The organism is Spirillospora sp. CA-294931 (assembly GCF_050946795.1).
Taxonomy (GTDB): domain Bacteria; phylum Actinomycetota; class Actinomycetes; order Streptosporangiales; family Streptosporangiaceae; genus Spirillospora.
Window position 1 is genome coordinate 1,201,983 of record NZ_CP192006.1, and the last position, 12,534, is coordinate 1,214,516.

11 protein-coding genes are annotated in these 12,534 nt (G+C 72.0%); 2 read left to right on the top strand and 9 right to left on the bottom strand.

Annotated features, from left to right (window positions below):
* Nucleotides 1-70 precede the first annotated feature (70 nt).
* From argS to ACQPY4_RS05750, 7 genes are all read right to left on the bottom strand, one after another.
* Entirely contained in the window at nt 71-1,819 is a 1,749-nt protein-coding gene (gene argS / locus ACQPY4_RS05720) for an arginine--tRNA ligase (protein ID WP_433333160.1), read from the bottom strand.
* A gap of 9 nt (nt 1,820-1,828) precedes the next feature.
* The gene (locus ACQPY4_RS05725) at nt 1,829-4,171 is read right to left on the bottom strand and encodes an HAD-IC family P-type ATPase (RefSeq protein WP_433333162.1); all 2,343 of its coding nucleotides are present in this window, start codon (nt 4,169-4,171) and stop codon (nt 1,829-1,831) included.
* A gap of 28 nt (nt 4,172-4,199) precedes the next feature.
* The gene (gene plsX, locus ACQPY4_RS05730) at nt 4,200-5,291 is read right to left on the bottom strand and encodes a phosphate acyltransferase PlsX (RefSeq protein WP_433338816.1); all 1,092 of its coding nucleotides are present in this window, start codon (nt 5,289-5,291) and stop codon (nt 4,200-4,202) included.
* Nucleotides 5,292-5,548: 257 nt separating this feature from the next.
* Nucleotides 5,549-5,950 (bottom strand): hypothetical protein, encoded by a 402-nt coding sequence (locus tag ACQPY4_RS05735; protein WP_433333164.1) that lies wholly within the window; start codon nt 5,948-5,950, stop codon nt 5,549-5,551.
* Nucleotides 5,951-6,025: 75 nt separating this feature from the next.
* The gene (locus ACQPY4_RS05740) at nt 6,026-6,379 is read right to left on the bottom strand and encodes a hypothetical protein (RefSeq protein ID WP_433333166.1); all 354 of its coding nucleotides are present in this window, start codon (nt 6,377-6,379) and stop codon (nt 6,026-6,028) included.
* Nucleotides 6,379-7,257 carry an alpha/beta fold hydrolase gene (locus ACQPY4_RS05745; protein WP_433333168.1) on the bottom strand — a complete coding sequence of 293 codons (879 nt, stop codon included), beginning with the start codon at nt 7,255-7,257 and terminating at the stop codon, nt 6,379-6,381. Before ACQPY4_RS05745 ends, ACQPY4_RS05740 begins: the two co-directional genes overlap by 1 nt.
* The gene (locus tag ACQPY4_RS05750; protein WP_433333170.1) at nt 7,254-7,976 is read right to left on the bottom strand and encodes a DUF998 domain-containing protein; all 723 of its coding nucleotides are present in this window, start codon (nt 7,974-7,976) and stop codon (nt 7,254-7,256) included. The genes ACQPY4_RS05745 and ACQPY4_RS05750 overlap by 4 nt, the downstream gene beginning before the upstream one ends.
* A 440-nt stretch (nt 7,977-8,416) precedes the next feature.
* On the opposite strand from ACQPY4_RS05750, the gene ACQPY4_RS05755 reads away from it, so the two are divergent.
* Nucleotides 8,417-9,733, top strand: a complete 1,317-nt coding sequence (locus ACQPY4_RS05755) for a KamA family radical SAM protein (protein WP_433333172.1) — start codon at nt 8,417-8,419, stop codon at nt 9,731-9,733.
* On the opposite strand, the gene ACQPY4_RS05760 is transcribed toward ACQPY4_RS05755, so the two are convergent.
* On the bottom strand, nt 9,693-10,937 hold the full coding sequence (locus ACQPY4_RS05760; protein WP_433333174.1) for an MFS transporter: 1,245 nt from the start codon (nt 10,935-10,937) through the stop codon (nt 9,693-9,695). The two genes, ACQPY4_RS05755 and ACQPY4_RS05760, sit on opposite strands and share 41 nt — an antisense overlap.
* A gap of 79 nt (nt 10,938-11,016) precedes the next feature.
* Between ACQPY4_RS05760 and ACQPY4_RS05765 the strand changes: the two genes are divergently transcribed.
* Nucleotides 11,017-11,994 carry a helix-turn-helix domain-containing protein gene (locus ACQPY4_RS05765; RefSeq protein ID WP_433333176.1) on the top strand — a complete coding sequence of 326 codons (978 nt, stop codon included), beginning with the start codon at nt 11,017-11,019 and terminating at the stop codon, nt 11,992-11,994.
* On the opposite strand, the gene ACQPY4_RS05770 is transcribed toward ACQPY4_RS05765, so the two are convergent.
* Nucleotides 11,991-12,518, bottom strand: coding sequence for a YbhB/YbcL family Raf kinase inhibitor-like protein (locus tag ACQPY4_RS05770; protein WP_433333178.1), 528 nt, complete (start codon nt 12,516-12,518; stop codon nt 11,991-11,993). The two genes, ACQPY4_RS05765 and ACQPY4_RS05770, sit on opposite strands and share 4 nt — an antisense overlap.
* Nucleotides 12,519-12,534 lie beyond the last annotated feature (16 nt).

Genomic DNA, 12,534 nt, shown 5'->3' on the forward strand with positions numbered 1-12,534 from the left:
CGCCCAAGACCCGGCGGTCGGCACGACCACCCGCGAAGCCGTCCGGCCGCTGAACTTCGCCCGGGTGGTTCTACATGCGTTCTGGGGTGGGGACGCCGAGGAGGGCGAGGCCGGTGGTCAGGGTGCGCAGCGTGGCGGCGCACAGGGCCAGGCGGGACGCGCGGACATCGGGCGGGACGTCGTCCTTCACGACCGGGCAGTGCTCGTAGAACGTGGTGAAGGCGTCGGCGACCGCGTAGATGTGGGTGGCGAGCTTGTGCGGCTCGGCCGTGTCACCGGCCAGGCGGACGGCGGAGCCGAAGCCGAGCAGGGTGAGCGCCAGCGCGCGCTCGGCCGGGTGGCCGATGGTGAGCGGGCCGGTCGCGGCCTCGGGCTTCAGGCCGCCCCTGCGGAAGATCGAGTGGATCCGCGCCGTGGCGTACTGGAGGTAGGGGCCGGTGTTGCCCTTGAAGGCGATCATCCGGTCGAAGTCGAAGATGTACTCGCTGTCGCGGGCCACCGACAGGTCGGCGTACTTGACCGCGCCGATGCCGACGGCCTCGACGATCGCCTTGCGGGTGGCGTCGTCGAAGGGCTCGTCGTGCGGGACGTCGTCGAACGCCTTTCCGGCCCGTTCGACGGCCTCGTCCAGCAGCTCGATCAGCTTGACGGTGCCGCCCGCCCGGGTGCGCAGGATCTTGCCGTCGGTGCCCAGCACGTTGCCGATCTGTGCGTGCTCGGCCCTGACCTCGTCGTTCAGCCAGCCCGCCATCCGGGCGACGGCGAAGACCATCTGGAAGTGCAGCGCCTGGGGCGCGCCGACCACGTAGATCATGCGGTCGGCGTGCTCGGTGTCGACCCGGTACCGGACGGTCGCCAGGTCGCTGCTGGAGTAGTTGTAGCCGCCGTCGCTCTTGCGGATGATGACCGGCAGCGGCTCGCCCTCGCGGCCGGTGAAGCCGGGCGGGAACGCGCACAGCGCACCGTCGCTGATCACCGCGATGCCCTTGCTCTCCAGCTCGTCGACGGTCGGGGCGAGCAGGTCGTTGTAGAAGCTCTCGCCCTTGATGTCGTCGTCGGTGAGCGAGATGCCCAGCCGCCGGTACACGGTGTTGAAGTACCGCTTGGACGCCTCGACCAGCAGCCGCCACAGCCGCAGCGTCTCGGGGTCGCCCGCCTGGAGCGCCACCACCCGCCGCCGGGACCGCTCGGCGAACTCCTCGTCGCCGTCGAACTTGCGCCGCGCGGCCTGGTAGAACGCGGTCAGGTCGCTGACCGAGGAGTCGTCGCGGGCGGCGGCCTCCTCGCCGAGGTCGAGCAGGTGCTCGATGAGCATCCCGAACGGGGTGCCCCAGTCGCCGACATGGTTGTCGCGGACGACCTCGTGCCCCAGGAAGGTCAGGATGCGGGCGATGGCGTCGCCGACGATCGTGGTGCGGACGTGCCCGACGTGCATCTCCTTGGCCACGTTGGGCGAGGAGTACTCGACGATGACCTTCTGCGGGGTCTCGGCCGCCGGGACGGCGAGCCGCTCGTCGGCCAGCAGCTCGGTGGTCTGCCCGGCGATCCAGGCGTCGTCGAGGGTGACGTTGATGAAGCCCGGCCCGCTGACCTCGATGTTCGAGGCGACCCCGGCCACGTCGAGGCGCCCGACGATCTCGTCCGCGACGTCGCGCGGCTTTCGGCCCAGCTTCTTGGCCAGCGCGAGGGCGACGTTGGCCTGGAAGTCGGCGAACTGCGACGGCCGGATGACCGGGTCGGCGCCGGAGTATGACGGTCCGAAGGCGGCGCTGAGCGCGTCCTGGACCCGGGCGGCGATGACGAATTGCGGATCGGGCATGCTCCAAGGCTATCGGCGCGAGGACCAATGGTCCCAACGCAATACCAAGGTGAGCAGCACTCCTCCGACGGCGGCGATGACCAGGGCCGTCAGGTCGTTGTGCAGGTTGTCGGGACGCAGCGCGAAGAACTCGCGCGTCCACGGGACGGCGAGCACCACCAGGAACGCGCCCGCCATCGCCAGCACCAGCCCGAGGCGCCACCAGTTGTAGGGCCGGGCGATCAGCGCCAGCACCCAGACGGCGAGGAAGAACAGGGCCAGCGTGGCGGTGGAGCTGTCCTCCTCGAACAGGCTCGCCCGGTTCTCGCGGGCCAGGAGGTACCCGGCGAACGTCGCGACCCCGCACGCGATACCGGCCGGGACGGCGAAGCGCAGCACCCGGGAGACGAAGCCTGACCGCGCCCGCTCCAGGTTGGGCGCCAGGGCCAGGAAGAACGCCGGGATGCCGATGGTCAGCGCGCTGATCAGCGTGAGGTGCCGGGGCAGGAACGGGAACCGGACGTGGATCAGCCCGACCAGCAGCGCCAGGATGATCGAGTAGACCGTCTTGGTGAGGAACAGGTTGGCGACGCGCTCGATGTTGCCCAGCACCCGGCGTCCCTCGGCCACCACGAACGGCAGCGTCGCGAAGCTGTTGTCCAGCAGGACGATCTGCGCGACGGCCCGGGTGGCGCCGCTGCCCGAGCCCATCGAGACGCCGAGGTCGGCGTCCTTGAGCGCCAGCACGTCGTTGACGCCGTCACCGGTCATCGCGACGGTGTGGCCGCGCGACTGGAGCGCCTTGACCATGGCGCGCTTCTGCTGGGGGCTGACCCGGCCGAACACCGAGTTGCCCTCCATGACCTCGGCCATCTCCTCGACGTCGTCGGGGAGGGTGCGCGCGTCCACGGGGTGGTCGGCGCCGGGCAGGTCGAGGGAGCGGGCGATCGCGCCGACCGAGACGGGGTTGTCGCCGGAGATCACCTTGACGGCGACGCCCTGCTCCTCGAAGTACCGCAGCGTGTCCGAAGTTTCGGGGCGCAGCCGCTGCCGCAGGACGACCAGCGCGGCGGCCTCGTTGTCGGCGGCCACGTCCAGCGAGTCGGGGTCGGCGAACGCGCCGTCCGGGACACGGGCAAGGCACAGGACGCGCAGCCCGGTCGAGCCGAGCTCCTCGGCCCGCAGCCGGTGCGGGTCGTCGCGTCCGAGCAGCATGTCGGCCGCGCCGATCACCCACGCGCCCTCCCCGGCGAACTCCGCGCCGCTCCACTTGCGCGCGGACGAGAACGGGACGGCCGCGGCGACCTTCCACCCGGGGTCCGGGTCCTCCAGGCCCTCCTTCACCGCCGCCATCGTGGGGTTGGGGTCGGGGTCGGCCGCCACGAGCGCCGCGAGGACCGGGCGGACGGGCCCGCCGAGCTCGACGATCTCGTCCAGGTCCATGCCGGGCTCGGTCAGCGTGCCGGTCTTGTCGACGCACAGGACGTCCACCCGGGCCAGTCCCTCGATGGCGGGCAGCTCCTGGACCAGCGCCTGGCGGCGGCCGAGCCGGACGACGCCGACCGCGAACGCGATGCTGGTCATCAGGACCAGGCCCTCGGGCACCATCGTGGCGACCCCGGCGACGGCGCCGACCACGGCCTCGGCGAACGACTCCGACGAGGTCACCTGCGAGACGAACAGCAGGATCGCGGTCGGGACGATCAGCCAGGTCACGTACTTGAGGAAGACGTTGATGCCGGTCATCAGCTCCGAGTGGGTCAGCGAGAACCGGCTGGCCTCCTCCACCAGCCGCGCCGCGTAGGCGTCGCCGCCGACCTTCTCGGCGGTGAACGTCCCGTTGCCCGCGACCACGAAGCTGCCCGACTGGACCGCGTCGCCGGGCCTCTTGTGCACCGGGTCGGCCTCGCCTGTCAGCAGCGACTCGTCGACCTCCAGGCCCTGCGAGCCGGTCACGGCGCCGTCCACGACGATCTTGTCCCCGGTGCCGAGCACGACCAGGTCGCCGAGCACGACCTCCCGCTGCTCCAGCTCGCGGACCTCGCCGTCGCGGCGGACCCGCACGGGCGTCTCGCCCACCACCGCCAGCCGGTCGAGGGTGCGCTTGGCCCGCAGCTCCTGGATCACGCCGATGGCGGCGTTGGCCACGATGATCCCGCCGAACAGGCCGTCCTGCCAGGCGCCGAAGATCATGACCAGCACCCACAGCGAGCCGATGAGCGCGTTGAACCGGGTGAGGACGTTCGCCCGGACGATGTCGGCGGCCGAGCGGCTGGTGCGCCGGGGCACGTCGTTGGTCTGGCCCGCCGCCACCCGTTCGCGCACCTCGGCCGCGGTCAGACCCCGCGCGGCCGCGGCCTGCACATCGGTCATGATCTCCCCCGTATGGTCGGCGTCCGCGTCAGGAGCCCGGTTCGGGCTCGGGCGCGGGCGCCTCCTCCTGCTCGGAACCGACGGTCTTCTCGGGCTTCTCGGTCTTTTCGGGGGTGTCGCGGTCGCCGTGCCCCCGGCGGAACCTGGAGGTGCGGGTGGCCGAGACCTGCTCGCGGATGCGCTCGACGATGCGTCCGGCCGCCAGGTCGTGCGCCAGGGCGCAGGCCGAGGCGACGGCACGGGCGTTCGACGCCCCGTGCGCGATGATCACCGTGCCGTTCAGCCCGAGCAGCACGCCGCCGCCGTGGGTCTCGGAGTCGAGGCGGTCCTGGAGCTCCAGCAGGCGCCGCCGCTGGAGCAGCGCGCCCATCCGGGCGGTGCGGCTGCCGGTCATCGCGTGGCGGACCTCGGAGAGGGCCATCTGGACCGTGCCCTCCATCGTCTTGAGCGCCACGTTTCCGGTGAAGCCGTCGGTCACCACGACGTCGGCCACGCCCCGCAGGAGGTCGTGTCCCTCGACGTTCCCGATGAACTCGATTCCATGGTGCCCACCGGCGAGCAGCTCGTGGGCGCGTTTGGCGATCTTGTCGCCCTTGCCGGGCTCGGCGCCGATGTTGAGCAGCCCCACCCGGGGGCGTTCGAGCCCGAGCCGGATCTGGGCGTAGGCGGTGCCCAGGGCGGCGAACTGGACGAGCGTCTCGGGCTTGACGTCGGCCGTCGCCCCGGCGTCCAGCAGGACGGTGGGCCGGGGCCGTGTGGGCAAAGTCACGGCGATCGCGGGCTTCATCACGCCCTGCTGGCCCTTGAGCCGGAGCCTGGCGGTCGCCACGACGCCGGCGGTGGTGCCCGCCGAGACCAGGGCCGAGGCCCGTCCCTGCTTGATCAGATGGCAGGCGATCGCGATCGAGGAGCGGGGCTTGCGCCAGCCCGCCAGCGCTCCCTCGCCCATGTCGAGGGCCTCGTCGGCATGGACGATCGGGATCTTGCCGACCATCCCGTGCCGGTCGAGCCGCTCGCGGATCCGGGACGCCTGCCCGACCAGCACCAGCCGGACGTCGTGCTCGCGCACCGCCGCCACGGCCCCGGCGATGACCTCGTCGGGCGCGTGGTCGCCGCCCATCGTGTCGATCGCGACGGGCAGCGGCCGGACCGGCCGCCCGTAGATCGGCAGGGAGCGGACGGGCTGCGGGGGGAGCGCCTCGCCCGGGAGCGGCCGTCCGGCGTCGCCCGGTTGCCCCGAACCCGGCTCGGCGCTCGGCGCGTGGCCGGTCATGGCGACTCCAGTGGGATGGCGGGAAGCGGCTCGCCGCGACAACGCAGCTCATCGCATGTTAGGTCGTCGCCCGCGCCCGTCCGGACGCGACGCCCGCCTTCCGCCTAGGACTTCTTCTGGCAGTCGGGTCCGAGACAACGCGCGTTCTCGATGACGGGACGGCCGTCCACCAGCACGGTGTAGGAGTGGTGGCGGGTCGCGTCGTCGCCCGTCGCGATGACCTTGACCGGGTCGCCGGACGCGGTGGTGGCCGTGCACGAGGCCCGCATCCGCTCCTTCGTCCAACCGGCGATGTCCGCGCACACCGGCGCGGCCTTCAGCGCGACGCCCCGGGCACGCAGCTCGTGGGACGCCAGCCCCGGCAGCGCGGTGCGGAGCGCCGCCTGCGTCTTGTAGCGCAGCTCCTTGGTGTCGACGAGCGCCGCGTAGGCGACACCGGCGCCGATCCCGAGCACCAGCAGGACGACGCAGCCCGCGACCAGGGCCTTCACACGGGTGATCTTCACAGCCGATAGCGTCGCCACCGGCGGCGCCCGCCATGCCTGGCCAGGACGGGGTTTTCCCCGCACCCGGTGAACTCGTTACCCGCAGGCGACGCCGAGGCAGGCCGCGTCGACGACCCGGCGCCCGTCCACGGTGATGACGTAGCGCTCGCGCGGGTTCGCGCTCTCGGCCTCGGCGGCGACCCCGGTCACCGCGACGTGGCGTCCGGCGTCGGTGGTGGCCGTGCAGCGGACCGTGATGACCGAGCCGGCGCCGTCGGTCCGGCAGTCCGGCCGGCCGGTGAGCCGGATTCCGCGCTCCTTCAGCTCGGCCTGGGCGCCGTCGGCCACGGCGTTGCGGTAGGCGCCCTCGGAGATCCTTTGCATGAGGTCGCAGCCGGACAGCGCGAGGACGAGCGCCAGGGCCGCCGCCGCGGCCCGCAGCGGCCGCATCAGGGCGTCCCGAGACCGGGTGGGGGCGTGCGCAGCACCTCGGCGACCGCGTCGGCGACCGCCTCGGGGTTGTCGAGCTGGATCATGTGCCGCGTCTCGGGCAGCCGGACCTGCCGTCCGTGCGGGGTCATGGCGGCGAGCGTGGCGTGGTCGTCGGCCCAGTCGCGGGCCTTGTCGCCCTCGACGTCGCCGAGCGCGGTCAGCACCACCATCGGGATCGGCGGGAAGGGGCGCCGCCCGCGCAGGTCGTCCAGGTCGACGGCCATCTCGCGGTAGGCGAGCTCCTCGGCCAGGACGGTGCCGAGCACCTCGCCCCGGCCGTACACCGACTCGACCTCGTCCGGGTCGGCGGGCGCGTCGCCGTCGCTGGTCTGGCGCATGACCAGCCGCCGTCCCAGCGGCCCGACGAGCTTGGCGGCCCGGGTGAACTCCAGCGCGCTGCCCAGGGCCTTGGCCGCCGGGTTCAGCGCGGCCGAGACCCGCAGCGAGCAGGGGTCGCGCTCGTAGCTCGGATCGACCAGCACCAGGGCTCGGACCAGTTCGGGGTGCAGGCGCGCCAGCCCCTCGGCGTGGAACCCGGCCATCGAGTGGGCGACGAGCGTCACCGGGACGCGCTCGCGCCGGGCCAGCCCGGCCAGGATCGCCACGTCGCGCCGCAGGCTCGGCGGGGCCTGGCCCACCGGGCTCAGCCCCAGCCCGGGACGGTCGAAGTTGACCACGCGGTGGCGGGCGCGGAGCAGTTCGACGGTGGGCTTCCAGTCGAACCACGCCGAGCCCAGCCCGCTGCTGACCAGCAGCGGGGGACCGTCGGCCGGGCCGTCCTCGACCACGTGGACGCGTTCCCCGCCGGCCTCGACGACCGTGCCTTCGGTGTTCACAGCGTTGTCTTCTCTCGTACGGGGGGCTTGTCTGCGGCGTTCTGGGCCCGGCGATCCTCGAGCAGCGCCCAGGCGATCGTCAGCAGGCCCAGGCACAGGATCGCGATCTGGACGCGCTGGATGATGCCCAGCCAGCGTCCCAGCAGCATCGCCAGCACGGTGCTCAGCGCGAACACGGTCTCCAGCAGCGCCAGCAGCCAGCCCCAGCGCGCCAGCGCGGGCCACCAGCCGTACCGGCGGGCCGCGATCGAGAGCGTGAGCAGTGCGGCCACGCCGAAGGCGATCACCATGCTGCTGGTGACCGCGTGGAACTCGTGGGAGAACGACAGGTGGCCCGAGCGCTCGCGCAGCGCGCAGCCGGTCTCCAGGCTCGGCGCGCAGTCGAGCGGGAAGAGCGCGTCGCCGATGGCGCACAGCCCGTACAGGCCCAGGAAGACCCAGCCAGCCACCGCCCAGCGGCGGCGCCTGGTCGTCACCAGCGCGGTGACCGCCACCGCGATCACCAGGAGCCCCGTCAGCAGGTCGCCGCCGCCGTAGACCCGGTCGAAGGGCTGGTCACGTGCCGACAGCTCGCTCACATAGCCGTTGATCACGTCCAGGTCGGGGCTGAGGAAGTGCTCCAGCAGGAACGTGCTGTAGGTGACGGCGGCGAGGTTGGTGAGCACGATCGCGAAGACCGGCACCGCACCCGGACGGCCGTCCGGTCTGGGCACGCTCACCGGATTCCCCCTCCGTGTCGGCCGCCCGGCCTGGACACGCCGCTCGGCCCCCCGCCGCGGCGTCCCCTGCCTATCAGATTTACCTCTTCAGCATAAGCAGGTGATCAAGGCGCCACTTTCACAACTCTCGATCGTTGTACTAGCGACTCTGGTCACGGTGCGTCCACAGACCCGGTGAAGGTGTGATTTGCCAGGTTCATCCTTGACCAGCATCTTTGTAGGGGGCCGGGGGTATCTACTCCGCGGGCTCCGGAATCGACCGCACCAAGGGGGTGGAACGGCGAGATAGTGATCACCGTCCGTGACAACGCGCCCCTTCGGACCACGTTTCGTTCCCCCACAGCCTCGACGAACAGTCAAAGCGCTGGTCAGACGCGCTTTGAACTTCGAACGAAACGTAGTCTTAGTGCGTTCCCCGCAGACTCAAGGAGTACCAACACGTGACACTGGTGAACGACGCGGCTCCCGCAGTGCGATCCACAGGTCGCAAGTTCCGCGCCTTCACGGCGAAGCACCTGGACGAGCTGACCGCTCGTGCGGGCCTGTCGCCGCGACAGCGGCTCGCGACCCGTGCGGTCGCCACGGTCCTGCCGTTCCGGACGAACTCCTACGTGCTCGACGAGCTGATCGACTGGTCGGCGGCCCCCGACGACCCGATCTACCGGCTGGTCTTCCCCATGGAGGACATGCTCCCGGCCGACGACGTCGCGACACTGTCGGACCTGCTCGCCCGCGAGGCCCCCAAGGCCGAGCTCGACGCCGCGGTGCACGCGGTCAGGATGCGGCTCAACCCCCACCCCGCCGGGCAGATGGAGCTCAACATCCCCAGCTTCGGCGACGGGAAGATCCCGGGTCTCCAGCACAAGTACGACGAGACAGTGTTGTACTTCCCCAAACAGGGGCAGACCTGCCACGCCTACTGCACGTACTGCTTCCGGTGGGCGCAGTTCGTCGGCGAGCCCGACCTGAAGATGGCCGGGGACGACTCCACCCAGCTGCGCGACTACCTGGTCGCCCACCCCGAGGTCACCAGCGTCCTGTTCACCGGCGGCGACGCCATGATCATGGGCGAGTCCGTCCTGCGGCGCTACGTCGAGCCCCTGCTCGACCTGGAGCAGCTCGAGTCGATCCGCATCGGCACCAAGTCACTGGCCTACTGGCCCCAGAAGTTCGTCACCGATCCCGACGCCGACGCGATGCTCCGCCTCTTCGAGCAGGTCGTGGAGTCGGGCAAGAACCTGGCGTTCATGGCGCACTTCACCCATCCGCGCGAGCTCGAACCGCTCGTGGTCACCGAGGCCGTCCGCCGCATCCGCGACACCGGCGCCGTCATCCGCACCCAGGCACCGCTGATCCGCACGATCAACGACGACGCCCGCGTGTGGGAGGAGATGTGGCGGACGCAGACACGGCTGGGCATGGTCCCGTACTACTTCTTTGTAGAACGTGACACAGGCCCCGCCGACTACTTCGCCGTCCCGCTGGGCCGGGCCTACGAGATCTACCGCGACGCGTTCAAGAGCGTCGCCGGCCTGTCCCGGACCGTCCGCGGCCCGTCCATGTCCGCCACGCCCGGCAAGGTCTGCGTCGACGGCGTCCTGGAGCTGTTCGGCGAGAAGGTCTTCGCGCTGCACTTCATCCAGTGCCGCGACCCCGACCTGGTCGGCAAGCCCTTCTTCGCCAAGTACGACCCGGACGCGGTCTGGCTCGACGACCTCAAGCCCGCGTTCGCCGACCGCTTTCCGTTCGAGCAGTAGGGTGACCGGCGGGCCGCTCCGCGAGGACGGCCCGCCGGCACAGCCACACCGCCGAGACGGCCGCCGCCGCTCCGAAAGCCGCCATCGCGACCCCGGGTGGCACCACCTCCGCCAGCCCGCCCGCGCCCGCCATCGCCAGCGCCTGGCCCGTCATCACCCCGATCCCGGCCAGCCCGAGCGCCTGTCCGTGCCTTTCCTCGGGCACCGCGTCGACGAACGGGCGCTGCAACCCCACCTCGTAGCTCAGCCCGAAGCCGCTGACCACACCGATCACGCAGGTCACGACCATCCCGGGCTCCAGCGCGAACAGCAGCAGCGGCACCGCGTTGACCAGGGCCAGCGCCAGGACGAGGCGCTCGCGCAGATCGGGCGCGGCGAACCGTCCCACCACCAGGTTGCCCACCAGCATCCCCGCCGCGAACGCCGCCATGATCAGCCCCGCCGCCCCCGGGCGTCCCAGCTCCGCCGCGTAGGCGATCACGACGCCCTCGGCCCCCACGGCCAGCGAGATCGGCAGCCACTGCGCGAAAAGCAGGGCGCGCGTCCTGGCGTCGGCCATCAGGCTCCGGTTGACCCGCAGCGTCTCCCCGATGCCCATCCCTGTCCCGGTGCGCCGCGGCGGACGGTCGTCCAGCCCCCACCAGGCGATCACGGCGGCCACCGCGCCCCCGGACGCGGCGACCCACAGAACCGTCGGGGGACCGCCCGCCAGAAGGAGCATCCCGGCCGCCCCGTGCCCGGCGACCTGCGCGGACGCCGCCGTCATCGTGAACAGCGACCGGCCCAGCACATACGCGTCGCCCGGCAGCAACTCGGGCAGCATCCCCTGCGTCGCCGCCCGCGCCACGGGCGCGACCAGGCCCGTCAGCACCGGCAACGCGATGACCAGGGCGACCGGTAGCTCGACCAGGGCCAGCAGCACCGTCACCGCCATCCACAGCGCGTGAAAGCCCGCCAGGAGAGTCCGCGGCCGCAACCGATCGGCCAACGACAGCAGGAACATCCCGCCCACCACATGCGGCAGGAACCCCGCCGCGAACGTGACCGCCGCCGCCAGCGACGACCCCGTCCGCTCGAACACCAGCACCGACAGCGCCAGCATCCGCATCGTGTCGGCCAGCACGATCAGCGTCTGCACCGCGAACAGCGCCCGAAACGCCCCGCTGCCGAAAACATCCCGAAACCGGGCAGAAGCCATCGTCATGCCGGTGATCTTGCTGCGCCGCCGCCCACCCCGGCTAACCTTTCGGCCAGACCCGAAACATGCGTCGGGGAGGTGGGGCATGATTCAGATCGAGGTGGGGCCGCGGGATTTGGCGGCGAGCCGGTTCGCGGTCTCGCCGCTGTTCGAGACGCACTCGGTCGTGGGCATCCTGGCGGGACGGGCGCACCCGGGGCCGCTCTGGCCGTGGGCCGTCCGGGCCCGGGCGGGCTACCGGGAGCTGTCACGCGACCCGGGTGTGCGCGCCCTGGCGTGGCTGAAGCGCCGCGACGGCTATGTGGCCGACTTCCTGGCTCCCATGCCCACCGGTCCGAGCGTGACCGTCGCCGAGCAGCTCGCCGTGGTGCGGGCCACCCCGCCGTCGCTGGCGCGCGCGGAGCTGGACCGCAACCTGGACGGGCTTGAGGCCCCCGATTCCGCGGCGCTGGCCGTCCTGACGGCGCCCGACGCGGCCGGGCTCCTCGCCGACGCGCTGGAGGCCGTCTGGACGGCCCTGATCGCACCGGACTGGCCCGTGCTCCTGTCGATCCTGGAGCAGGACCTGCTCTACCGCGCGGGCCGTCTGACGGCCTATGGCTGGGCCAAGGCCCTGGACGATCTCTCACCGCGCGTCCGCTGGCGCGACGGCCGCATCGAGGTCACCGGCTCCTCCGACGGCCATCACAGCCTGGGCGGGGCGGGTCTCCTCTTCATCCCCTCGGCCTTCGACGACCTGGCCTACACGCTGGACGACGCCAACTGGCCGCCCACCCTCATCTACCGGGCGCGCGGTGTGGCCGGGCTCTGGTCGGCCCCCGCCGGGCGCGACACCGAGGCGCTGAGCCGCCTTCTCGGCCGCACCAGGGCCAGGCTCCTGCACGCGCTGGCCGAACCGGCCACCACGACCTGGCTCTGCGCCCGGCTCGGCCTGAGTCTGGGCACCGTGGGCGACCATCTGGCCGTCCTGCACTCCACCGGCCTGATCACCCGCCGCCGCAACGGCCGGTCGGTCGTCTACACCCGGACGCCGCTGGGCGACGCCCTCTCGGGAGCGTCCTAAGACGAGGAGGAGTAGACCGGGACGATCGACGCGCGCGCCAGGGTGTGCGCCGTGATGTTGAAGCCCGCGACGGCGGGGGAGACGTCGGAGTCGATGCCGAGCGTCTCGACGTCCAGGGCGTGGACGGTGAACACGTAGCGGTGCGGGTCACCGGGCGGCGGCGCCGCGCCGCCGTAGGCCTTGGTGCCGTAGTCGGTGCGGGCGTGCACGCCGACCTTGGCGTCTTCGGTGCCCGCGCCGGTCGCCAGCTCGGTGACCTCGGCCGGGACGTCGAACAGGACCCAGTGCCAGAAGCCGCTGCCGGTGGGCGCGTCGGGGTCGAAGCAGGTCACGGCGAAGCTCTTGGTCTCGGCCGGGAAGCCCGACCAGCTCAGGTGCGGCGACCTGTTGCGGCCGCTGAAGCCCCAGTCGTCGAAGACGTGCTCGTCGGCGAGCCGCTCGCCCTCGGCCACGTCGTCGCTGCGCAGCTCGAACGACGGGACCTCGGGCAGGGACTCGTGCGGAAGCTGGGCCTTGCGGGGCATCGCGGTCTCCTCTCGA

Coding starts and splice junctions, on each gene's coding strand:
- argS (WP_433333160.1), bottom strand. CDS start 1,819: ATGCCCGATCCGCAATTCGTCATCGCCGCCCGGGTCCAGGACGCGCTC.
- ACQPY4_RS05725 (WP_433333162.1), bottom strand. CDS start 4,171: ATGACCGATGTGCAGGCCGCGGCCGCGCGGGGTCTGACCGCGGCCGAG.
- plsX (WP_433338816.1), bottom strand. CDS start 5,291: ATGGGCGGCGACCACGCGCCCGACGAGGTCATCGCCGGGGCCGTGGCG.
- ACQPY4_RS05740 (WP_433333166.1), bottom strand. CDS start 6,379: ATGCGGCCGCTGCGGGCCGCGGCGGCGGCCCTGGCGCTCGTCCTCGCG.
- ACQPY4_RS05760 (WP_433333174.1), bottom strand. CDS start 10,937: ATGACGATGGCTTCTGCCCGGTTTCGGGATGTTTTCGGCAGCGGGGCG.
- ACQPY4_RS05765 (WP_433333176.1), top strand. CDS start 11,017: ATGATTCAGATCGAGGTGGGGCCGCGGGATTTGGCGGCGAGCCGGTTC.
- ACQPY4_RS05770 (WP_433333178.1), bottom strand. CDS start 12,518: ATGCCCCGCAAGGCCCAGCTTCCGCACGAGTCCCTGCCCGAGGTCCCG.